This window comes from Roseateles sp. PN1, assembly GCF_038419725.1.
Taxonomy (GTDB): Bacteria; Pseudomonadota; Gammaproteobacteria; order Burkholderiales; family Burkholderiaceae_C; genus Paucibacter_A.
On the sequence record NZ_JBCARA010000002.1, the window covers coordinates 104,845 to 127,102 of the forward strand.

Here is a 22,258-nt window from a genome sequence, read left to right on the forward strand (position 1 = left end):
TCAGGATGAGTGAATCTTCAAGTGCTGAGCTTGGGCCGGCAGCCGGCTTTGCAGCAGGGCCCAGTAAAGCTCCAGCACCAAATGGACATGGGCCTGGGTTTCAGCGATGGGCGGCACGCGCCCGCCGGCGCGGCGCACCGCGCCCTCGCCGGCATTCCAGGCCGCCAAGGCCGCATCGATGCGGCCAAAACGTTTGATCAAATCCGCCAGCATGCGCGCACCGGTCATGACATTGGTGCGCGGGTCAAACAGCAATTGCTGCAAATTGGCATTGGCGTTGGCCACCAAGCCGGCGCTGGCGTAGCGGCTGGCGGCGATGCTGGTGATCTGCATCAGCCCCACCGCACCGCGTGGCGACAGGGCATCCCGCTTATAGCCCGACTCCACCGCGATGATGGCCTTGAGCAGCTCCATATCCACGCCATGGGCCGCGGCCGCCTCGCGCAAAAAGGGCTGCACCGACTTGACCTCGGGCGCAATCTCCAGCCAAGTCAGCAGGCCCTGGCTGCCGTCGCTCTTGCCCGGCACGCGGCCATTGCCTGCTTCCGCGCCAGCGGGCTTGCCGGCCCCGGCCAGCACCAGGGAATAACTGCCGTTCAAGGGCTTGCTGGCCAGATGGGCGACGCCCTTGCCATCGACAAAGCCCCATAGCTCGGCCTGCACAGGCGCAGCAACACCAAGCAGCAGCACGATGCCGGACAGGAGCAGAGAGCGTGTTTTCACCCGACCTCCTGCCCCAGCGCCACGCGCGCTTGGTATTCGCGGTCCAGCATGGACATGACGATTAAGCTGTCATAGCCGTCGGCGCCCTGGCCGCTGAGCTTGACGCTCTCGCGCAAACGCCCTTCCTCGACAAAGCCTTCGCTGGCATACAGGCGCAACGCACGCTGATTCAGCGCCTTCACATCGAGCCAGAAGCGGTGCGCGTGCAACTGCGTGAAAGCCATCTTCTTGAGCAAGCGCATCGCCGCCCGGCCCAGGCCTTGGCCCTGGCCTTTGGGCAACAAGACGATGCGTTTGAGCTCCACCGAGCGATGCGGGTTGCGGCAGCCCTGAAAAATCACATAGCCGCCGCGCTTGGCCTCAGGCCCCATCTCGACGATGAAGTGGCGCGAATCCGGGAAGCGCAGCGCCCCCTCATGCTGGGTGCGCTCCCAAGGGGTAATGAAGGGCACATTGGCCGCGTCCTGCTCCACCGACACCACGAAGTCCAGGTCGGACAACATGGTGGGGCGCAGATGGATGCGGGGCGTGGGCGCGCTCATGGCTCAATCAAACGTCGATTTCAATCGCGTCGCCGTTGATTTCCATCAGCTCGCGGCGCGAGGCCGCTTCGCCCTTGCCCATCAGCTTGTTGATGGCAACTTCGGTCTCGCCCAGGCTCAAGTGGCCGTAGCTGATCGGCGACAGGCGGCGCGTCTCGGGGTTCAGGGTGGTATCCCACAACTGAGTCGCACTCATCTCGCCCAGGCCTTTGAAGCGGCTGATGCTCCAGCTGCCTTCTCGGGCGCCTTCTTTGCGCAGCTTGTCCAGGGTGGCGGTGAGCTCGCCCTCGTCCAGCGCGTAAATCTTGGCGGCCGGCTTCTTGCCGCGCGCTGGCGCATCGACCCGGTACAAGGGCGGGCGGGCCACATAAACATGGCCGGCCTCGACCAGCTTGGGGAAGTGGCGGAAGAACAGCGTCAGCAAAAGCACCTGGATGTGGGAGCCGTCCACGTCAGCGTCTGAGAGGATGCAGACCTTGCCGTAGCGCAGGCCGCTGAGGTCGGGCGAGTCGTTCTTGCCATGCGGGTCCACGCCCAGCGCCACGGCGATGTCGTGGATTTCGTTATTGGCGAAGAGGCGGTCGCGCTCGACCTCCCAGGTATTCAAGACCTTGCCGCGCAGCGGCAAGATGGCTTGGGTTTCCTTGTTGCGGCCCATCTTGGCGCTGCCACCGGCCGAGTCACCCTCGACCAGGAAGACTTCGTTGTGCAGCAGATCGCGGCTTTCGCAATCGGTCAGCTTGCCCGGCAACACGGCCACGCCCGAGCCCTTGCGCTTTTCCACTTTTTGCGAAGCGCGCTGGCGGGTTTGCGCCTGCTTGATCACCAGCTCGGCCAGCTTTTTGCCATGTTCCACATGCTGGTTCAGCCACAGCTCCAGGCCAGGCTTGACGTAGGTGGAGACTAGACGCAGTGCGTCGCGGCTGTTCAGGCGTTCCTTGGTCTGGCCCTGGAACTGCGGGTCCAAAACCTTGGCCGAAAGCACGAAAGAGGCGCGCGAAAACACATCATCCGGCATCAGCTTGACGCCCTTGGGCAGGAGGCTGTGCAGCTCGATAAAGCCCTTGATGGCGCCGAACAAGCCGTCCTTCAGCCCCGACTCATGGGTGCCACCGGCCACCGTGGGGATCAGGTTGACATAGCTCTCGCGCATGGGCGCGCCTTCTTCGGTGAAGGCCACGCACCAACCCGCGCCCTCGCCTTCGGCGAAATTCTCGGTCTCGGCCTTGCTGGCGTATTGCTCGCCCTCGTAGAGCGGGATCAGCGGCTCGGCGGTCAGGGTCTGCAGCAAATAGTCGCGCAGGCCGCCCTGGTAGGTCCAGGTCTGCACATCGCCGGTTTTCTCGTTCGTCAGCGTCACGATGACGCCAGGCATCAAAACGGCCTTGCTGCGCAAGAGATGCACCAGCTCATGCTTGGGCAGATCGGCGCTCTCGAAATACTTGGCATCAGGCCACACGCGCACGGTGGTGCCCTGCTTGCGGTCGCCGCGCACGGCGGGCCGGGCCACCACGGGCTCCACCACATCGCCGTTCTCAAAGGCCAGCGTGGCCACTTGGCCTTCGCGCCAGACCGTCACTTCCAGGCGCTTGGCCAGCGCATTGGTCACGCTGACGCCCACGCCGTGCAGGCCGCCGGAAAAGCTATAGGCCCCGCCCGAGCCCTTGTCGAACTTGCCTCCGGCATGCAGCCGGGTGAACACAATCTCCACCACCGGCACGCCCTCTTCGGGGTGCAGGCCGAAGGGGATGCCACGGCCGTCATCGGCAATGGTCACCGAACCGTCTTGGTGCTGGGTCAGGTCAATGCGCTTGCCGAAACCGGCCAGGGCCTCGTCGGCCGCGTTGTCGATCACTTCCTGAATGGTGTGCAGCGGATTGTCCGTGCGGGTGTACATGCCCGGGCGTTGCTTGACGGGTTCAAGCCCCTTGAGCACGCGGATGGACGCTTCGCCATAGGAAGCGGGGGAGGAATGGGTAGTGCCTTTAGTCGTCGCCATGGCGGCGATTGTAGAGAGCAGGATTCCCCCCTTGCCCCGAAAAAGGGCGCCGCCGGATCCAAGAAGGCTTAAGCCCCCTGTTCAAAGCCCTGCAAGACCGCCAGCACATTGAGCCCAATCGCTTCGGTGGCATAGCCGCCCTCTTGCAAAAACAGCGTGGGCAAGCCAAAACGAGCCAGGCGCTCGCCCAGGCGGGCAAATTCCGGCTGGTCCAGCTGGAAATGAGAAATCGGGTCGCCAGCAAAGGTATCCACGCCCAGGGACACGATCAGCAAATCGGGCGCATAGGCCTGCAGCCGGGCCAGCGCGGCCTCCAGGCGCTCGAACCATTGCTCATTCGTGGCGCCGGCCGGCAGCGGAAAATTGGCATTGAAGCCCAGGCCCGCCCCGGCGCCAGCTTCATCCGCATGGCCCAGGAAGAAGGGGTATTCGGTCTGCGGGTCGCCATGAATGCTGGCGAAGAACACATCAGCGCGCTCGTAAAAGATCGCTTGGGTGCCGTTGCCGTGGTGGTAGTCAACGTCCAGGATGGCGATTTTTTTCAGGCCTTGATCCAGCGCAGCCTGTGCCGCCACCGCCGCGTTATTGACGAAGCAATAGCCGCCAAAGAAGTCGCTGCCCGCGTGATGGCCGGGCGGGCGGGTCAGCACATAGGCGCTGCGCTCACCGGCCAGCAACAGGTCCAGTCCGGTCAGCGCGGCTTGAGCACCCCAAAAAGCCGCATCCCAGGCGCCGGCGGTCAGCGGCGTGCCGCTGTCCATGGAATAAAGCCCCATGCGGGCGGCAAAGCTCTGCGGCTCGATATCGTCACGCAAGCTGCGCACCGGCCACACGGCGGGGAAAGCATCGCCCTCACCGCCCAAGGCCTGCCACTCATCCCAGGCGCCAGCCAGAAAGTTCAAGTAACGCGAGCTGTGAACCCGCGCCAAGGCCTGCAAGCCGTGATTGACCGGCGCAAGAATGGGCCCCAAGTCGGCGCCCTGCACGGCCTGCAAAATGAAATCGGCCCGCGCCGGTGTCTCAAAAGCCGGCACCAGGCGGCCGCGGAAGAATTCATGCGTGGCGGCGTGCGCCGGATGCTTGTCGTTGTAGATGGTTTTCAAGACGGGTCCTCGGGTAGCTGCAAGCAGATCTCGGCGCAAGCTCAAGCGCCTTTGAACTGGGAATGCCTGCAGTTTGCACTAGCCCGGATGTTTCACAAGGGACGCGGGAATTGCGTGGTGCAGGGCGCAGCGGGATGGCCCGAGACGGCCACAGGCAATGCCCAAAGGCATTGACGAGGAGTTGAGGGCCCGCCAGCAAGCCCTGTGCCGCGCTAGCCCACGTAGGCCCCTGCATCCAAGTTGGATCGGGCATCGAGCGGAGAAAACTTGCAGGACATCGCTGTTTCAAGTCCGTCGGGGCCGAGCTTGTGAAATATCCGGGCTAGCATGGCGCCCCTATGAAGAAATGTGCTCTCGTTCTCATTCTTGCCACGCTCAGCCTTGGCCAACAGGCGCACAGCGCCCCAGCCCCGCTGCCCGAGCCTGAAACGCCTTACTTCAAGGCCAGCGCCCCGATGAGCATGGAGTTGAAGAACGCCCAATGGTTCGACGGCAAGGGCTTTGTCCAGCAAGGCACTTTGTACGTGCAAGAGGGCCGCTTCACCCGCAAAAAGCCCAAGGGCAAGCCGCAGCGCCAGATGGACCTGAAGGGCCAGTTTCTGCTGCCACCACTGGCCGATGCGCACAACCACAATTTGCAGACCCTCTGGGGCTTTGCCCGCTATGCCAGCAGCTATCTGCGCGACGGTGTGTTTTACGCCGCCATGCAATGCGGCGAGCCCAAGGCCGTGGCGGAAATGCGGCCCATCGCCGCGCAGCCGGCCTCGCCCGAGGTTTTGTTCAGTTCGGTCTGCATCACCTCCCCCGACGGGCAGCCGCTGGCCCAGTTGATCGGTGACGAACCCAAGCTCAAGGCCGAGGATTTCACCGACAAGGCGGTCTTGGTGATGGACGGCAGCGCCGACCTGAACGCCAAGTGGCCGCTGGTAGCCGGGCGCAAGACCGACTGGGTCAAGCTCATGCTCAGCCGCAGCGAAAGCCCCGAACTGCGTGCCGACCCCAAGCAGTTCGGCCGCTTAGGGCTCAAGCCCGAGTTGGTGGCCCCCATCGTCAAACGCGCCAAGCAAGATGGTTTCAAGGTGGTGGCCCAGGCCGACACCGCGGCCGACTTCACGCTGGCGGTGCAAAGCGGGGTGGACCTGGTGGCGCGCCTGCCGGGCCTTTACTTCTTTGAAGGCACGGCGCCGGAGCGCTACCGCATCAGCACCGACGCAGCCAACGAAGCCGCCAAGCGCCATGTGGCGGTGATCACCGCCATCTCGGGCAGCCGATTCTTCGAGCCCAGCGATGCCGGCCTGGCCACGCTGCGCCAATTGCAGGCCGAGAATCTGCGCCGCTTGCTGGATGCCAAGGTTAGCCTGCTGCTGGGCTCCGACCTCTACAACGGCACAGCCTTTGCCGAGTTGCGCCAGCTCGACAGCCTCGGCGTGATGGATCGCGCCACGCTTTTGCGCATCGCCACCATCGACACGCCGCGCGCCTTGTTCCCCAAGCGCCGCATCGCTTGTTTTGACGAGGGCTGCGAGGCCAGCTTCTTGCTGCTGAAGAGCAACCCTCTGAATGACCTGGACAGCCTGGGCCGTATCCTGCTGCGGGTCAAACAGGGTCGTTTGCTAAGCCAGTAAGCCTGGTCGCGCCGCAGACGACTTCACCTGCGGGACAACCTGAAATCCAAATTCTGGCTAGAGTGCCGGGATGACTGCCGCACATTCCTCCCCTCTGCCTCCAGCATCCTCAGCCCCTGCGAAACTTTCGATGTTTCAGGTACTGCTGTGCGGCGCCATGATCGTCACCCTGTCCATGGGCATACGCCACGGCTTTGGCCTGTGGCTGCAGCCCATCACCGTGGACCGCGGCTGGACGCGCGAGACTTTTTCCTTCGCGCTGGCGATTCAAAACCTCTCTTGGGGCTTGGCGGGGCCCTTCACCGGCATGCTGGCGGATCGTTTTGGCCCTTTCCGCGTGCTGATGGTTGGCGGCTTGCTTTACGCCCTGGGCTTGGTGCTGATGGCGCTGTCCACCTCGGGGCTGGCTTTCACCGGCAGCGCCGGGCTCTTGCTGGGCATTGCGCAGTCGGGCACCACCTACGCCGTGATTTACGGTGTGATCGGCCGCAATGTGGCGCCGGAAAAGCGTTCCTGGGCCATGGGTGTGGCCGCAGCGGCGGGCAGTTTCGGGCAGTTCCTGATGGTGCCGGTGGAGAACTGGCTGATCGGCTATACCGGCTGGCAGAACGCCTTGTTTGTGCTGGGCTGCGCGGCCCTGATCATCATTCCTTTGGCCCTGGGCCTGCGTGAACCCAAGGGCGCCGCAGCAGCACCGGGCCACCAGCAGAGCATTGGCCAGGCCTTGCGCGAGGCCTTTGGCTACCGCAGCTTCCAGCTGTTGATGCTGGGCTATTTCGTCTGCGGCTTTCAGGTGGTGTTCATCGGCGTGCACATGCCCAGCTATCTGAAAGACCATGGCCTGAGCCCGCAGGTGGCGACCTATTCCCTGGCCTTGATTGGCCTCTTCAATGTGTTTGGCACCTACGCGGCCGGCTCGTTGGGCCAGCGCTTCCCCAAGCGCTTCATCCTCTCGGCCATCTACGCCTTGCGCGCCGTCGCCATCGTCTGCTTTTTGAGCGCGCCGCTGACGCCCACCTCGGTCTATTTGTTCTCGGGCGTGATGGGCTTTTTGTGGCTATCCACCGTTCCGCCGACCAATGCGGTGCTGGCGCAGATCTTCGGCATTCAACACATGTCCATGCTCAGCGGCTTTGTGTTCCTAAGCCACCAGATCGGCAGCTTCCTGGGCGTGTGGCTGGGTGGGCGGCTCTATGACCTGAGCGGCAGCTATGACGTGGTCTGGTACTTGGCGGTGGGCCTGGGCGTGATGGCGGCCTTGGTGAATCTGCCGGTGCGCGAAACCGCGATTGAGCGGCGGATGGCACCAGCATGAAACGGATCGCGCGGGCTTGGTGGTGGCGCCTGCTGGCCGCCGTGCTGCTGGCCTTGGTGTTCCTGGCCTATATTCAGCCCGCAATGATGATCAATCTTTCCGAACAAATCTGGGCTTGCTTTTGACCTCTGACGTTTCCCCCTGGCTGCTGCGCTGGCCCGCAGCCGCCCCAGCCGGCGCCACGGCGCTGGACCTGGCTTGCGGCAGCGGCCGCCACCTGCGCTACCTGGCTGCAAAAGGCTTGCACGTCACCGGTGTCGACCGCGACAGCGCGGCCACCGCGCCGCTGCAAGCCCTGGCCGAAATCATCACCGCCGACATCGAAGCCGGCCCCTGGCCACTGGCCGGGCGGCAATTCGATCTGGTACTGGTGACGAACTACCTCTGGCGCCCGCTGCTGCCGCAAATCATCGCCTCGGTGGCCCCGGGCGGCTGGTTGATTTACGAAACCTTTGCCCATGGCCAGCAGAGCATTGGCCGCCCAGCGCGTGCCGACTTCTTGCTGCAGCCCGGCGAGTTGCTGCACGCTTGCGCGGACTTGCGCGTGGTGGGCTATGAAGATGGTTTTGAGTCTGCTCCCGATGAAATCAGCCCTGCGGCGGTCAACGGCCGCTTCGTCCAGCGCGTTGCGGCTGTTCGCGCCGCGTCTGAAGACGAGGGGGTTTTCCAGCGATATGCCCTGCCCCGCCCGTAAAAGGGTTTGCGGCTGAGTAGAATCGACTGATTACAAGGATTGCTCAATGAACGGACTAGTTGGCAGCATCGTCGCACTCATCACGCCGATGCTTGAAGATGGCAGCGTTGATTACCCCAGCCTGCGCAAGCTGATTGACTGGCATATTGCCGAAGGCACCGACTGCATCTGCGTGGTCGGCACCACCGGTGAGTCGCCCACCGTCAGCATGGAAGAAAACCGCGAAATCATTCGCGCTGCGGTTGAGCATGCCAAGGGCCGCGTGCCCATCATGGCTGGCACCGGCGCCAATTCCACCTCGGAAGCCATTGAACTGAGCCGCTACGCCAAGGAAGTCGGCGCCGACTGCACTTTGTCCGTCGTGCCTTACTACAACAAGCCCTCGCAAGAAGGCATCTACCAGCATTACAAGGCCATCGCCGAGGCCGTAGACATCCCCATGATGCTCTACAACGTGCCCGGCCGCACCGTGGCCGATATGCAGCCCGAAACCACCTTGCGCTGCGCCAGCTTGCCCGGCGTGTTCGGCGTCAAGGAAGCTACTGGCAATATCGAACGCGCCGCTTGGCTGATCAAGAACGCCCCCAAGGGCTTCTCGATCTATTCCGGCGACGACGGCACCGCCATTGCCCTGATGCTGCTGGGCGGCCACGGCAATGTCAGCGTGACGGCCAACGTCGCGCCACGCGCCATGCATGAGCTGTGCAAGGCCGCGCTGGCCGGTGACATCGCCACCGCCCGCCGTATTCACTTCCAGCTCTTGAGCCTGCACAAGAACCTGTTCTGCGAACCCAGCCCGGCCCCCACCAAGTGGGCGCTGGCCAAGCTGGGCCGCATTCAGCCTCATCTGCGCTTGCCCATCACCGGCTTGACGCCGGCCGGCCAAGCCGTGGTTGAACAAGCCATGAAAGAGGGCGGCCTGCTGTAAAGGCAGGGCATGCGGGGCGGCAACACATGCGGCCCCGCAGCTTCTTCTGCTCTAATCGCCCCACTGAATTCGACGCCGCTGTTGGCCTGGCCCAGCAGCTGCAACCCTGACTCCCGGAGATGTCTAGCGTGACTCGTTCTGCACCCCTTACCGCCCAAAGCACCCCGCTGCGCATGGCCACGCTGATGCTGGTGGGCTCGCTGGCCGCCGGCTGCTCGTCGATTGACAACGTGATTTCCACCGACAAGGTGGACTACCGCAGCGGCGCCAAGCAGACCACCGGCCTGGACATCCCGCCCGATCTGACCCAGCTGGCACGCGACACTCGCGCGCCCGGCGCGGCCGTCAGCGCCGCCAGCTTCCAGCAAAGCAGCGCAGCCGCCAAGGCAGCACCCGCCACAGCCGCCGCCAACACCGTCGCACTGAACGCCGCCGGCAAGGTGCAGCTGGAGCGCGTTGGCAACGAGCGCTGGCTGCATGTGGACCAAACGCCCGAGCAACTGTGGCAACCCCTGAAGGATTTCTGGGTTGAGCGCGGCTTTGAGCTGGCTAAGGATCAAGCCGACATCGGCCTGCTGGAAACCAACTGGAACGAGAACCGCGCCAAGCTGCCGCAAGACGTGATCCGCTCCACCATCGGCAAGGTGTTTGACAGCTTCTACTCGACCGGCGAGCGCGATATGTTTCGCACCCGCGTCGAACGCTCGCCCAAGGGCGGCACCGACATCTTCATTGCCCACAAAGGCATGCAAGAGGTCTACACCAATCAGCAAAAGGAAGCCACGGCCTGGCAACCCCGCCCGAATGACCCGCAGCTGGAAGCCGAGATGCTGTCCCGCCTGATGGTCAAGCTGGGCGCCAAGGACGAGGCCGCCAAGGCGGCTGTGGCTGCCGCAGCAGCGCCCGCCCCCGTGGCCACGGCCGCAGTGGCCGGCACCGCCGCAGCCGCTGTCACGGCACAAAGCCGCAGCCTGGCCGATGTGCCGGACGAGTTGAAGGTCAATGAAGGTTTCGAGCGCGCCTGGCGCCGCGTCGGCCAATCGCTGGATCGCCACGGCTTCACCATCGAAGACCGCGACCGCAAGCAAGGCCTGTTCTATCTGCGCTATGCCGACCCCAGCCAAGCCGGCAAGGAAGAGCCCAACTTCTTCCAACGCCTATTCAGCAAGGACGACGGACCGGCCAAGGTGCGTTACCGGGTCTCGGTCAAGTCCGAGGGCGAGCGCAGCACCGTCACCGTGCTGGACGACAAGGGCCAGAAGCAGAGCAGCGAGATCTCCAAGCGCATTCTCAATTTGCTGATGGACGACCTGCGCTAAACCACAGCGCCGCGAAACCATCCCAACGCCACCACCCTCGGGCTGGTGGCGTTTTTCATTCCCCACCCATCAGCTCATTCCAGCGAGGCCACGCATGCGTTTTTGCAGCCTAGGCAGCGGTAGCGGCGGCAACGCCACCCTGGTCGAAGCCAGCCAAGGCATCACCAGCACGCAGCTGCTGGTGGATTGCGGCTTCAGCCTGCGCGAATTAACCCGCCGCCTGCAGCGCGCCGGCAGCGCGCCCGAGGCACTCACCGCCGTTTTCATCACCCACGAGCACGGCGACCACATCGGCTGCGCGCTCAAGCTCTGCCAGCAATACCGAATCCCCCTGTGGACCAGCCGCGGCACCTGGCGTGCCGTCGGCAACCCGGACTTTGAGCCCAGCCTGCTGCACTTCGCCCGCGACGGCGAGCTGATCGAGTTGGGCGATCTGCAGCTGCAGCCGCTTGCCGTTCCGCACGATGCCAACGAGCCATTGCACCTGCGCTGCAACGACGGCGCCAAACACCTGGGCTTGCTGACCGATCTGGGCTGCCCGAGCAGCTCGGTGCTCGCCGCCTTGCAAGGGCTGGATGCCATGCTGCTGGAGTGCAATCACGATGAAGAACTGCTGAAAAATTCCAGCTACCCCGCCAGCCTGAAGCGCCGCATCCTAGGCAGCCACGGCCATCTCTCAAATGCGCAATCGGCCACCCTACTGCAACAGTGCCTGCACGCAGGCCTGCAGACCGTGCTGGCGGCCCATTTGAGTGAGCGCAATAACCGGCCCGAGCTAGCCGCCGCTGCTTTGGCTGCAGTGCTGGGCTGCTCCGAGGACGAAATCCCGGTGGCCGATCAGAAGCTGGGCAGCGACTGGTTCACGATCGACTGAAAAGCCCAGACGTAAAAAAACCGCCGGGCTTGCGCCGGGCGGTTTCTTCAGAGAACCGACGGGAGTCGATTACTTCTTAGCAGCGTCAACAGCGCTGGCAGCAGCGGCGCCAACGGCCGAAGCAGCGTCAGCAACAGCCGAAGCGGCGTCAGCAACCGGAGCAGCAACAGCGGAAGCAGCAGCGTCAACAGCGCTGGCAGCAGCCGAAGCGGCTTCAGCGACGGGAGCCACAACAGCGGCTTCTTCCTTCTTGCCGCAAGCGGTCAGGGCAACAGCAGCCAACAGGGTAGCCAACAGGATCGACTTGTTCATACTTGTCCTCAAAATTCGTTAAACGACGATTCAATTACCGGTAATTTTTTGAAGCATCGCGATTGCATCGATTCCCTTGGGAATCAAGCCGTCGCGTGCCTCGACGTCACAAGACGAGGAAACCTCGAGCGCTTCCATCGCCTAGCCAACAAGTATAGCTGGTACTTTTGTCACGCCTCACAGGCCCAAGGTCCTTGAGCCGAATGATTCGTAAGACCGTTGCAAGCTTGCATCAAACTCTTCGCTCAATGCCTGCACCTCGCCCTTATCCAGGGAGATATGACCGCGCCAATGACCTTGGTCGAATAAACGCAAGCCCAAATGCCCGGCCGCGCCTTTAACGATCAACAAAGCTTGATGCCGACTGCCAGGCGGCAGCCCTGGCTCATCCAAGGCGCGGGCATGAACGCAGTGGCCGTAGCGAGCCCGCCACTGCACAAAGCGCGGGTGGCGGCGAGCCACATCGTCATATTGCTCGGCCAGCAAGTGCAAGCGCCGCCCCGGCTGGGCCCATTGGCGTAAATGCGCCAGCACAGCTGCATCCGACAAGGGCCAGTCGGCAAAACTGCGGTCCAACCAGAACATCTCTCGGCAGCCCTGCTCTGCCGCCCAAGCGATGGCCTGCGAAATGGCCGAGGAAAACGCCTGCCGCCCCTCAAAGCTGCCACTTTGGTCTTGCATGGATTGCTCCTTCGCAGGCTCGCTCATCTAACCCGTCAAACGATGGCGAGCATCAGGCCGCCCGAACCCAGCCATCCTCGGCCCACTGGTCCAGCAACTCGCGCGCACCTTCTGACAACTGTGCCAGTTGCTTGGCCGTCAGGCGCCGCTCATCCGCAAAGATGCGCATCAGGCGCGCATCACGGCCCGCAGCGCGGAAGGATTCGCCATTGATGAAGACATGGGCGGCGTCGTAGAGCATGCGGCTGCAACGATCCAGCACGGCGTCGGCACCTTCAGGCAAGGGCTCGCCGGCCTCAAACCAGACCTTGGGCTTGGGCTCAGTCAAGGCTTCGCCCAAGGCCCGCTCCAGCGCCAAGGGCTCGCGCAGCGCGCGCTCGGCCGCGTCACGCGCAAAGTCCAGCAATTGCTGGGGCACCAAGCCCGGCGTGGCGGTGGCGGGCTGCTTGGGGTCGGCATACATCTTGTTGGCGTAATGCTGATCCTCATCATCCATCAAGCGGCTCAGCAAATCCTTGGCCAGCTCGGCACGCCACGGCGTACGAAAGCCCACGGAGCAGGTCATGCATTCGCCGACAGCCACGCCGTCATGCGCCCAGCCCGGCGGCAGGTACAGCATGTCGCCCGGCTCCATCAAATACTCTTGCTCGGGCTCGAAGTTGGCAATGATCTTCAACGGCACATCGTCGCGCAGCTCAGCATTCTTTTGCTGCCCGATGCGCCAGCGGCGCTGGCCATGCACCTGAATCAGGAAGACGTCGTAGGAGTCGAAATGCGGGCCCACGCCGCCGCCATCGGTGGCGTAGGAGATCATCAAATCATCCAGCCGAGCCTCAGGCACAAAGCGGAACTGCTCCAGCATGTTGTAGGCCGCATCCAAGTGCTGCTCCAGGCCTTGCACCAGCAAGGTCCAACCGGCTTTGGAGTACGGGGGCAGTTTGGCAATCGGGCCCTTGCGCATGGCCCAGCGGCCATCAAAAGCGCTGACCAAGCGCGACTCGGTGTCTTCGCTGGCGGCCAGGGCAGCCAACTCGCTGCGCGAGGCCGGCGGCTTGACGCCGGGCATGGCCTGGCGCACCACCAAGGGCTTCTTCTGCCAGTACTGGCGCATGAATTGTTCGGGCGTGAGGCCACCCAAAAGAGCCAAGTTTGCGGTGATATCCATGGCCGACATTGTGCTTGATGCCGCGCGCGCCGGATGCAGCCCGGCGAGGCATGTGAAACAATGGCGGCATGAAAATTTCCGCCCCCTGTGTTGTCGCCTTGAGCTGGCGACTTGAAGATGCCCAAGGGCAGTTGATCGACGAATTGGCCGAGCCGCTGGAGTTTTTCTACGGCGGCAGCGACCTTTTTGCCAAGGTCGAAGAAGCCTTGTTGGACCAAGGCGCCGGCTACGAAGTGAGCCTGGCCCTGCAGCCCGAAGAAGCCTTTGGCGACTACGACTCCAGCCTGGTGTGCTTCGAGTCGCGCACCCTCTTCCCCGACGAAGTGGAGCCCGGCATGCAGCTTGAAGGCCTGCCCGAAGGCGCAGCCACACCCGATATGCCCCAGCACGCGCTCTACACCATCACCGATGTCTACCCCGAGCATGTGGTGCTGGACGGCAACCACCCGCTGGCCGGCCTCGGCCTGCGCATGCATATGAAGGTGCTGGATGTGCGTGATGCCACGGAAGCCGAGATCGAAGCCGGCACCCTGGGCGAAGCCGTGTTCAGCGTGATTGGCGGCGCACCGGCGGATCAGCCTTTGCACTGAGCGAGCTTGGCGGCCGCTGAACCCGCATGGGTGCCAGCGGCCGTTGGCAAGAAAGCGTTGCCAGCAAACTGCAAGACGAGCCGGAGGGCTGCGCCCTCCTCCGCTCAAAGCCCAACCATGTTGGCCCGCCGCTCAGACGGACCCTTACGGAATCGTTAGATCCCGCCGGGGCTCAGCACGCTGCGCTGGCAAGTCCAGTCCGCAGCGACTCCTGCTTAGACCCTCAGTAGGCGGTCCAACCGCCATCCGTGGCGTACATCGCGCCGGTCAGATTGGAAGCTTCGCTGGACAGCAAGAACAGCATCACGCCAACTTGCTCACCCACGGTAGCCGGGCGACGTTTGGAGTCAGCGTAAGCCAAGACGCTCTGCGTCTTGATGGTGCCCATCTTGGGGCCCGTAGAGGCCTTGGCGGCCGCCATCACCAGCTGACCCGCACGCGCCACCATCGGCGTGTCGGTAGCGGCCATATTGACCGAATTCACCCGAATGCCGTAGGGCGCGTAGTCGATCGCCGCATTGCGAGTCAAACCATTGACCGCATGCTTGCTGGCCACATAAGCGGGATTGCCGGCCAAACCGGTCAAGCCGGCGATGGAGCCCACGTTGACGATGGCACCACCTCGCCCTTGCTTGACCATCTGCTTGAGTTCGGCGCGCAAGCTGCGGAAGACACCGGCCGCGTTGCTCAGGAACACCCGGTCCCAATATTCATCGGTGGCTTCGTGGATCGGGGCAAAGATCAATGACTTTTGCTTCTCGTAATCGATGGGGTCACCCGAGTAGACACCATCCATCACCCCGGCGTTGTTGATGGCGAAATCCAAGCCGCCGAAGTTATCGACTGCGGCCTTGACCATCAGATCGCAGGTCGCGGAATCACCCACGCTGCCATGCACGAACACGGCCTTGCCGCCCGCCGAATTGATGCGATCAATGGTGCGGGCGCCCAAGTCTTTGATCCAGTCGACGCCAACAACATTGGCGCCTTCACGCGCTGCGCGAATAGCCACGGCCTCACCCATGCCACGGGCGCAACCCGTGACGATCAGGGTCTTGCCCTTGAAACGGCCGGGGATGAAATAGTCCTCAGCCACCGGATCCACATCCTTGACGCCAACCGGCGCCTGCTTGCTGGCCTGAAACTGCGCGGATGCGTTGCTTGCGGCCACGCCTGCGGCCGCCATCACTGCAACACCCTTCATCAAATCTCTGCGTTCCATCGCTATCTCCATGGGTTGGTGGACAAGACTAGTAACCGATTCGCACAAAGAACATCGTGCTGATCCAGGGGCTGGAATAAGTGCCCAGCCCTTGTTTGATCGCGTCGCCCGCAAAAGTGGCGGCGATATGTCCCTGGAACATCACATTCCTGGACATGAAGTACTTGGCGGTGAGATTGAGCTCAGTGCCCAGATTCTTGGACTTCAAGAACGACAAGGCTGGATTGCCACCCAGATTGGTCAGCGAATCGGCGCTGAAGAACCAGAGTTGCGGAACCAGTTCAATCTGCTGCTGCGGCCGCAGTCGCATTTGGATGCGATGCGCCACCAGGTTGGAATCCTGGAAGATCTTGTAGTGGTTGATACCTTGAACCCAGGTTTCCCCATTGCCGCCCGACAACAAAGGATCCCAGCGACCGAATTTCTGGGAATCGGCCTGATCACCCGAAAACCGGGCGTAGCGGTAGCTCAGAGTGGGCGTCCACGGCGCTTGAGCAAACACATAGCCGAGTTCGCCAAAATAGGCCCAGGCCTCCATATCAAACTTGCTGTGGGTCTGGCGCGCCAACTCTGCCGCCACGAAGGGGCCTGCCTTGCCCGCAGGCGCGGGCTGCCAGCGCATGCGCATATCGGCCACACGCAGCCCTTCGCGCGGCAACTGATTGGCGTCTTTGTAATAAACCGACTTGGACTTTGGCACATGTAATGCGGTAAAGCCCAAATTGAAATCCCCCAGCGCCGAGGCTTCAAGGTTCACGCCTTGAATCTGGGTTTTGGAATCCAGCTCGGGCATCTCGTCCGGCTCGACGTGAAACAGATCAAGCTTCCAGTTATTGAAGGCGAAGCGGCCCAGCGTCACGCGATCACCCGCCCAGCGCGGATTCGACTGCAAAGCCGCCCGATTCAGGCCATTGGCGGCCGTATTGACCAAAAGAAAACCTTCACCGATGGTGAATCTCTGCCGGCCGGTGGACAGGTTGTAGACAAAACGATCGCCCTGCTCAGAAGTCGTGCCGCCCACAATGCCGACAAAAGCATCTTCCACCGCCAAGTGGCTGCGGGTTTTGTCGGTAAACAACTCTTGACCGACCGAGCCGCTCGCCAGCGCGCTGATACCACCATAGGTATAAATTGAAGGCGAAATGGGCGTAATGCCATACAGACCCAAATGCACAAAGCCTTCAAGCCAGTCGCTATAACCCTTGCCAGCGGATTGGCCGACCGCAAATGGGTTGCCATTGAGCATGACATCATTACGGCCAAACCACGCATTATTGTTGCCGTAATACATGGCCAAGGTTTCCAGCTTGGCGCGCACGACCGTCCCATTGGATTCATACAAAGTGGGGAATGCGGGCAGCACCTGCGCAGCCGGCGTTTCTTTGCCGGCGGCGCCGCGCTCGGCCAAAGTCACTTCAATGGTCAGCAGCACACCGCCGGTCGCGCCGGGTGTGGCTTCATGCTTGGCCTGCTGAATCTCAGGCATGAGCGAGATACGTGCCAGCGAGGACAGCAAGCGCAATTCCGAATAAACATCACTCGGGAAAACGGCAATCGTGCGCCGCACCAAATCCTCGACACGGCCATTGAAGGCGGTATCCGCACTCGGATTTTTGATGAGGACTTGAATCGACTCAATTCTCTGGCCGGAAACCGGATCAGTTTGCACTTGCGCCCAAGCTGGCTGCGCCAAACCAAGCCCAATTACCCCAAGCGCCCCGACAAGACCTGAAACCAGGAATTGATGCCGCATATCAATTACTCCAACTTAAAATCATGACAGGGCGATTTAATTTGCCGAAATATTGACTGAATCGAATCAATAATCACGACCATCGGGCCACCGACAAGAATAATCAAGCTACCCTAAAAGCATCACGCCCATAAAGATGAGCTGGCAAAAAATCCACCAATTCACCGAATAGAAAATTCTATTTCAAACTAGGGACGACCCTTAAAACGGCCACCCCCTAGAGTTAGGGACAAAAGCAGCTAGATCCAAGACTTTCAAATTCCCAGCCCTGAAAACTGAATTCAAACCCAGCGCACAAAATCTAGACATGCACTAGCCGGTGACTGAGCGATAAAAAAAGAAGGGCGTGGTTTTGCCCTAGCAAGGCAAATACCACACCCTCCGTGCCGCGCCTCACCATGCGCGGAGGATCTCAAGAGCTGCGCGAAGCCATCAGGCTTTGCCGGTCGATCCAAAGCCGCCCTCGCCCCGCTGCGAGGCATCGGCGAAATCGTCAACGCGGCGGAACGCGGCTTGCACCACGGGCACCAGCACCAGTTGGGCAATGCGCTCCATGGGCTGGATCACAAAAGCCGTCTGGCCACGGTTCCAGCAGCTGACCATCAACTGGCCTTGGTAGTCGGAATCGATCAAGCCAACCAGATTGCCAAGCACGATGCCATGCTTATGGCCCAGGCCGGAGCGCGGCAGGATGATGGCCGCCAGGCCCGGATCATTGATATGAATGGCCAGCCCGGTGGGCACCAGAAAGGTTTGGCCGGGCTCCAGCGTGACGGGCGCATCCAGGCAGGCGCGCAGGTCCAGGCCGGCGCTGCCGGGGGTGGCATAACTGGGGATTTGCTCGGCCATGCGGGCGTCGAGCACTTTGAGGTCTACCGTGGTTTGGGTCATGCTTTTGGGTCGGTTTGATGCAGACGCTGGGCAATGTCTTGCACCAGCTGACGAGCCAGGCTCGCTTTGTCGTTGTGAGGAATCTCGCGCTCGCCCCTGGCATCAACCAGCAGCAAAGCGTTGTGGTCTTGGCCAAAAGTGGCCGGGCCGATATTGCCGACCAGCAAGGGCACGTTCTTGCGCAAGCGCTTGGCGCGGGCGTGTTCCAGCAGCTTCTCGCTTTCAGCCGCAAAGCCGACGCAGAAAGGCGGCGGGTTCAGAGCCGCGACGCTGGCCAGGATGTCGGGGTTCTCGCACATGGCAATCATGGGCGCGGCGCCGCTGCCGTCTTTCTTAATTTTTTGCTGGGCATGGCTGGCGGGCCGCCAGTCGGCCACCGCGGCGGTGGCGATGAACACTTCGTTCTGCGGCGCCAGCGGCAGCACCGCATCAAACATCTGCTGCGCGTTTTGCACATCGATGCGGCGCACGCCACGCGGCGTGGCCAGGTGCACCGGGCCGGCCACCAGGGTCACCTCGGCACCGGCTTCACGCGCCGCGCGGGCGATGGCGAAACCCATCTTGCCGCTCGAATGATTAGTAATGCCGCGCACCGGGTCGATGGGCTCAAAGGTGGGGCCGGCGGTGATCAGCAGCTTTTTGCCGGCCAAGTGTTTGGGCGCCAACATGGCGCAGATGTCCTCGAACAGCTCGGCGGCTTCGAGCATGCGGCCGTCGCCAACCTCGCCGCAGGCTTGCTCACCGGCACCGGGGCCGAGGATTTGCGTGCCATCGGCAATCAGCTGCGCCACATTGCGCTGCGTGGCCGGGTGCGCCCACATCTCGCGGTTCATGGCCGGCGCCACGGCCAGGGGGCAAGTGCCCATGGGCCGGGCCAGCGCCGTCAAACTCAGCAACTCATCGGCTCGGCCTTGCGCCAGCTTGGCGATGAAGTCCGCGCTGGCCGGGGCAATCAGCATCAGATCGGCCTCGCGGCTCAGATTGATGTGGGCCATATTGTTGGGCTCGCGCGCGTCCCATTGGCTGCTAAGCACAGGCCGGCCCGACAGGGCTTGCAGGGTCACGGCGGTGATGAACTGCTCGGCCGCCTCGGTCATCATGACCTGCACCGATGCGCCGGCTTTCGTCAGCAAGCGGATCAGCTCGGCAGTTTTGTAGCAGGCAATGCCACCCGAGAGGCCCAGCAAGACATGTTTGCCAGCCAGTTGAAGAAAAGAGGTTTCAGACATGGGCAGCACTCTAGCAGGCTGACCGCGCCGCAGCGGGCATGCGGTGCGGCTGGCAGCAGGCGGCAAGAGACAGTTGGCGCATGGCGCATCCCGTATGCTCAGCGCATGCCCGTCAACTATCTTGCTGAGCTCACCGCCCCGGTGCGCAGCCCGCGCGCCAATTTGCATCTGGGCGCCGGCCTGGCTTTTGTGGCCGGGGCGTTGAACGCGGGCGGCTTTCTGGCGGTGGGCCAATACACCTCACACATGACCGGCTTGGTGTCGGGTGCGGCGGATGAGATCGCGCTCGGCCATATCGGTCTGGCGATCAGCGCGCTGGTGGCGGTGGCTGCTTTTGTGATGGGGGCGGTCAGCACGGCCGTGATGGTGAACTTCAGCCGCCGCAATTTCCCGGCCTGGACCTATGTGCCCACGCTTTTGCTGGAGGCCGCGCTGCTGCTGGCCTTTGGCCTGATCGGCAGCGCGATGCTGCCGCAGCAGATTGAGCGGGTCTCGCTGACCACCCTGCTGCTGTGCTTTGTGATGGGCTTGCAAAACGCCCTCATCACCAAGATCTCCAAGGCCGAGATTCGCACCACCCACGTCACCGGCTTGCTGACCGATCTGGGCCTGGAGCTGGGACGCTTGCTGTACTGGAACTTGGGGCCGCAGTTGGAACAGGTGCGCGCGGACCGGCGCCGCCTGCGCATTCACGCCACCCTGGTGCTGGCCTTCTTTGTTGGCGGCCTGTCCGGCGCCTTGGGCTTCAAGCACGCCGGCTTCATCGCCACCCTGCCCTTGGCCGCCGCGCTGCTGGTGCTGGCCTTGGCCAGCTTGCTGCGCGGTTGGCAGTCAGACGGAGCCGACAGTTAGGCCTTGCGACGGAACACCAAATCCCAAACGCCGTGGCCCAGCTTGATGCCACGGTTCTCGAACTTGGTCAGGGGGCGATAAGCGGGCGTGGGGGCATAGGCCTCGGCCGTGTTCTCCAGCGTTGGCTCGGCGCTGAGCACTTCCAGCATCTGCTGGGCATAGGGCTCCCAGTCGGTGGCGCAGTGCAGATAGCCGCCGGGGCGAATGTGCTTGACCAACTTGGCCACGAACTCGGGCTGGATCAGGCGGCGCTTGTTGTGGCGCTTTTTGTGCCAAGGGTCGGGGAAGAAGATGTGCACGCCGGCCAGCGAGGCGGGGGCAATCATCTGCTCCAGCACTTCCACAGCGTCGTGCTGGAAGATGCGGATATTGCTGAGCTGGCGCTCATCGATGTGCTTGAGCAAGGCGCCGACGCCGGGCTCATGCACTTCGCAGCCGATGAAGTCATGGTCGGCCAAGGTCTGAGCGATCTTGGCGGTGGCGTCACCCATGCCAAAGCCGATCTCGAACACCACCGGCGCCTCGCGGCCAAACACGGCCGCAGGGTTGAAGGTCTGGCCCGGCGTGAAGGGCAGCACAAAGCGCGGCCCCAACTCGGCCAAAGCCTTGACCTGGCCCGAGCCCATGCGGCCGGCACGCACCACAAAGCTCTTGATGGGGCGATGCTCGGCCTTGGCATCTGGGGCGGCAGCCGCGACGTCGGGTGACTGAGGCTGCTCGGGCAATTCTGGGGTGACGGACATGCTACTGCTCGAAAAATGAGGCGGGCTTCGCGCTAGGTGCGAAGAGATGCGAAGGAATGCGACGAAGTGCGAAGGAATGGGGCTGAAGTTTAGGGCCTCAGTAGCCAGCCGGTGCACCTGCTGCTGCCGAGCCTTGGCCGCCCAAGACCGCCAAGATGTCGTTCAGCAAACCGCTGGCACCGAAGCGCAAGCGCCGGGCGTTCAGCGACTGCTCGCCCAGCGCGGCCTGCGCCAACGCGAGATAGCCTTGCGCCTCCGCCACCGTGCGGATGCCGCCGGAGGCCTTGAAGCCCACGCTGGGGTACGCAGCGATTTCAGCCAGCATCACCTGGGCGGCTAGCGGCGTGGCCGACACCGGCGTCTTGCCGGTGCTGGTTTTGACGAAGTCTGCGCCGGCGGCAATCGCCAGCTGGGTCGCGCGTGCGATCAGCTCGGGCGTTTGCAGCTCACCGCTTTCGATGATGACCTTCAAGGTCAGTGGGCCGCAGGCCGCGCGCACGGCGGCCAGAAACTCGGCCGCCTGATCCAGCTCACGGTAAGGCAAGACAACATCCACCTCATCGCCGCCGGCCGCGCGGATGGCGGCCACATCGGCCAAGGCCAGAGGCAGGTTCAAGTCACCCGCCGGAAAGTTCGCCACCGCCGCGACCTTGATCGCCGCAGGCAAAGCCGCGCGTGCCTGGGCCACAAACCGCGGCCACACGCACACGGCCGCCACGGGACCGAAAGGCGTTTGTGCGCGCTGGCACAGGGCCGCGATGTCGGTGGCGCTATCGGCCTCGTTCAGGCTGGTCAGGTCCAGGCATTGCAGGGCCAGGCGGGCGGCGTCAGCAGCCGCGAGCGTGCTCATTGCATCGAGGGCAGTTCGGCCAAGCTGGCCACCACGGCGGCCAGATACTTGGCGGCCACTTCGGCGGAAGACTGCGCTTGCTGCAGGGTCAGCGCATGCGTCAGCGCCTCGTCGGACAGGCCGGCGGCCATATTCGTCATCAGGGCCAGGCCCATCACGCGCAGGCCGCAATGGCGGGCCAGAATGGTCTCGGGCACGGTGCTCATTCCGACGGCCGAAGCGCCCCAGGCGGCAAACATGCGAATCTCGGCCGGGGTTTCAAACTGTGGCCCCAGGGCCCAGATGTAAACGCCCTCACCCAAGGCCTGGCCTTGCGCCTTGGCCACAGCCAGGGCATTGGCGCGCAGCTCGGCGTCGTAAGCGGTGCTCATGTCGACAAAGCGCTCGCTGCCGGGCTCGCCCACCAGGGGGGAGCGCTGCGGGGCGTTGATGTGATCGGTGATCAGCATCAAGCTGCCGGGCGGCAAATCGCTGCGCAGCGAGCCCGAGGCATTGGTCTGCAAGACCGCCTTGACGCCCCAGCGCTTGAGCGTACGCAGCGCGCCGGCCATGCCGGTGCAGTTACCGCTTTCATAAGTGTGGGCACGGCCACGCAGCATCACCACACGTTGTGCGCCGATGCGGCCGACCACGATCTCGTTGACATGGCCCTCCACCTTGGGCTGCGGGAAGGCGGCCAGCTCGGCATAGCTCAGATGCTTGGCGTCTTCCACCAGGCTCACGGCACCCGACCAGCCCGAGCCCAGCACCACGGCCACGGCCGGGGCTGCGCCGAACAGACTGTTGAGCTTGGCGACGGAGTCGGCGATCTGGATGTCCAGTGTTTTGTTATCAATCATGATGGTCTA

The 22,258-nt window shown here is 63.1% G+C and carries 23 protein-coding genes; 9 read left to right on the forward strand and 14 right to left on the reverse strand.

What is annotated here, in order from left to right:
* From AABB87_RS03290 to AABB87_RS03305, 4 genes are all read right to left on the reverse strand, one after another.
* Positions 1–723 (reverse strand): lytic transglycosylase domain-containing protein, encoded by a 723-nt coding sequence (locus AABB87_RS03290; protein ID WP_341969817.1) that lies wholly within the window; start codon positions 721–723, stop codon positions 1–3.
* Positions 720–1,265 carry a GNAT family N-acetyltransferase gene (locus AABB87_RS03295; protein ID WP_341969818.1) on the reverse strand — a complete coding sequence of 182 codons (546 nt, stop codon included), beginning with the start codon at positions 1,263–1,265 and terminating at the stop codon, positions 720–722. The genes AABB87_RS03290 and AABB87_RS03295 overlap by 4 nt, the downstream gene beginning before the upstream one ends.
* 7 nt (positions 1,266–1,272) lie before the next feature.
* On the reverse strand, positions 1,273–3,264 hold the full coding sequence (locus AABB87_RS03300; protein ID WP_341969819.1) for a DNA topoisomerase IV subunit B: 1,992 nt from the start codon (positions 3,262–3,264) through the stop codon (positions 1,273–1,275).
* 68 nt (positions 3,265–3,332) lie between these two features.
* Positions 3,333–4,367 carry a histone deacetylase family protein gene (locus tag AABB87_RS03305; RefSeq protein WP_341969821.1) on the reverse strand — a complete coding sequence of 345 codons (1,035 nt, stop codon included), beginning with the start codon at positions 4,365–4,367 and terminating at the stop codon, positions 3,333–3,335.
* A 338-nt stretch (positions 4,368–4,705) separates the two neighbouring features.
* Here AABB87_RS03305 and AABB87_RS03310 point away from each other — a divergent pair, with 338 nt between their 5' ends.
* The 7 genes from AABB87_RS03310 to AABB87_RS03340 all read left to right on the forward strand — a co-directional run bounded on the left by AABB87_RS03310 (position 4,706) and on the right by AABB87_RS03340 (position 11,122).
* Entirely contained in the window at positions 4,706–5,992 is a 1,287-nt protein-coding gene (locus AABB87_RS03310; protein ID WP_341969822.1) for an amidohydrolase family protein, read from the forward strand.
* Positions 5,993–6,122: 130 nt separating this feature from the next.
* Complete coding sequence (locus AABB87_RS03315) at positions 6,123–7,307, forward strand: MFS transporter (protein WP_341969823.1); 1,185 nt, start codon at positions 6,123–6,125, stop codon at positions 7,305–7,307.
* Positions 7,304–7,432, forward strand: a complete 129-nt coding sequence (locus tag AABB87_RS03320; RefSeq protein WP_341969825.1) for a hypothetical protein — start codon at positions 7,304–7,306, stop codon at positions 7,430–7,432. Before AABB87_RS03315 ends, AABB87_RS03320 begins: the two co-directional genes overlap by 4 nt.
* On the forward strand, positions 7,423–8,001 hold the full coding sequence (locus AABB87_RS03325) for a class I SAM-dependent methyltransferase (protein WP_445944827.1): 579 nt from the start codon (positions 7,423–7,425) through the stop codon (positions 7,999–8,001). Before AABB87_RS03320 ends, AABB87_RS03325 begins: the two co-directional genes overlap by 10 nt.
* Before the next feature lie 46 nt (positions 8,002–8,047).
* Complete coding sequence (gene dapA / locus AABB87_RS03330) at positions 8,048–8,929, forward strand: 4-hydroxy-tetrahydrodipicolinate synthase (protein ID WP_058719969.1); 882 nt, start codon at positions 8,048–8,050, stop codon at positions 8,927–8,929.
* A gap of 119 nt (positions 8,930–9,048) precedes the next feature.
* Positions 9,049–10,248, forward strand: coding sequence for an outer membrane protein assembly factor BamC (gene bamC, locus AABB87_RS03335; RefSeq protein ID WP_445944828.1), 1,200 nt, complete (start codon positions 9,049–9,051; stop codon positions 10,246–10,248).
* Between the two features lie 94 nt (positions 10,249–10,342).
* Positions 10,343–11,122, forward strand: coding sequence for an MBL fold metallo-hydrolase (locus tag AABB87_RS03340; RefSeq protein WP_341969828.1), 780 nt, complete (start codon positions 10,343–10,345; stop codon positions 11,120–11,122).
* Positions 11,123–11,191: 69 nt separating this feature from the next.
* Here AABB87_RS03340 and AABB87_RS03345 read toward each other — a convergent pair whose 3' ends face one another.
* The 3 genes from AABB87_RS03345 to AABB87_RS03355 all read right to left on the reverse strand — a co-directional run bounded on the left by AABB87_RS03345 (position 11,192) and on the right by AABB87_RS03355 (position 13,280).
* On the reverse strand, positions 11,192–11,434 hold the full coding sequence (locus tag AABB87_RS03345; protein WP_058719972.1) for a hypothetical protein: 243 nt from the start codon (positions 11,432–11,434) through the stop codon (positions 11,192–11,194).
* 177 nt (positions 11,435–11,611) lie between these two features.
* Complete coding sequence (locus tag AABB87_RS03350; protein ID WP_341969829.1) at positions 11,612–12,115, reverse strand: hypothetical protein; 504 nt, start codon at positions 12,113–12,115, stop codon at positions 11,612–11,614.
* Between the two features lie 52 nt (positions 12,116–12,167).
* Positions 12,168–13,280 (reverse strand): JmjC domain-containing protein, encoded by a 1,113-nt coding sequence (locus AABB87_RS03355; protein ID WP_341969830.1) that lies wholly within the window; start codon positions 13,278–13,280, stop codon positions 12,168–12,170.
* Positions 13,281–13,348: 68 nt separating this feature from the next.
* Here AABB87_RS03355 and AABB87_RS03360 point away from each other — a divergent pair, with 68 nt between their 5' ends.
* Entirely contained in the window at positions 13,349–13,870 is a 522-nt protein-coding gene (locus tag AABB87_RS03360) for an FKBP-type peptidyl-prolyl cis-trans isomerase (protein WP_058719974.1), read from the forward strand.
* A gap of 223 nt (positions 13,871–14,093) precedes the next feature.
* Here the strand turns inward: AABB87_RS03360 and AABB87_RS03365 are convergent, their stop codons facing one another.
* The 4 genes from AABB87_RS03365 to coaBC all read right to left on the reverse strand — a co-directional run bounded on the left by AABB87_RS03365 (position 14,094) and on the right by coaBC (position 18,965).
* Positions 14,094–15,092, reverse strand: coding sequence for an SDR family NAD(P)-dependent oxidoreductase (locus AABB87_RS03365; RefSeq protein ID WP_341969831.1), 999 nt, complete (start codon positions 15,090–15,092; stop codon positions 14,094–14,096).
* Positions 15,093–15,120: 28 nt separating this feature from the next.
* Positions 15,121–16,578 carry an alginate export family protein gene (locus AABB87_RS03370; protein ID WP_341969832.1) on the reverse strand — a complete coding sequence of 486 codons (1,458 nt, stop codon included), beginning with the start codon at positions 16,576–16,578 and terminating at the stop codon, positions 15,121–15,123.
* A 699-nt stretch (positions 16,579–17,277) separates the two neighbouring features.
* Complete coding sequence (gene dut, locus AABB87_RS03375) at positions 17,278–17,736, reverse strand: dUTP diphosphatase (RefSeq protein WP_341969833.1); 459 nt, start codon at positions 17,734–17,736, stop codon at positions 17,278–17,280.
* Entirely contained in the window at positions 17,733–18,965 is a 1,233-nt protein-coding gene (coaBC, locus tag AABB87_RS03380; RefSeq protein ID WP_341969834.1) for a bifunctional phosphopantothenoylcysteine decarboxylase/phosphopantothenate--cysteine ligase CoaBC, read from the reverse strand. Before coaBC ends, dut begins: the two co-directional genes overlap by 4 nt.
* A gap of 105 nt (positions 18,966–19,070) precedes the next feature.
* Here coaBC and AABB87_RS03385 point away from each other — a divergent pair, with 105 nt between their 5' ends.
* Positions 19,071–19,817: a YoaK family protein gene (locus AABB87_RS03385; protein ID WP_341969835.1), complete on the forward strand. Its 747-nt coding sequence runs from the start codon at positions 19,071–19,073 to the stop codon at positions 19,815–19,817.
* On the opposite strand, the gene trmB is transcribed toward AABB87_RS03385, so the two are convergent.
* The 3 genes from trmB to AABB87_RS03400 all read right to left on the reverse strand — a co-directional run bounded on the left by trmB (position 19,814) and on the right by AABB87_RS03400 (position 22,249).
* Positions 19,814–20,560: a tRNA (guanosine(46)-N7)-methyltransferase TrmB gene (gene trmB, locus AABB87_RS03390; RefSeq protein WP_058719979.1), complete on the reverse strand. Its 747-nt coding sequence runs from the start codon at positions 20,558–20,560 to the stop codon at positions 19,814–19,816. The genes AABB87_RS03385 and trmB overlap by 4 nt on opposite strands.
* Positions 20,561–20,657: 97 nt before the next feature.
* Positions 20,658–21,410: a deoxyribose-phosphate aldolase gene (gene deoC, locus AABB87_RS03395; RefSeq protein WP_341969836.1), complete on the reverse strand. Its 753-nt coding sequence runs from the start codon at positions 21,408–21,410 to the stop codon at positions 20,658–20,660.
* On the reverse strand, positions 21,407–22,249 hold the full coding sequence (locus AABB87_RS03400; protein ID WP_341969837.1) for a purine-nucleoside phosphorylase: 843 nt from the start codon (positions 22,247–22,249) through the stop codon (positions 21,407–21,409). Before AABB87_RS03400 ends, deoC begins: the two co-directional genes overlap by 4 nt.
* Positions 22,250–22,258: the final 9 nt, after the last annotated feature.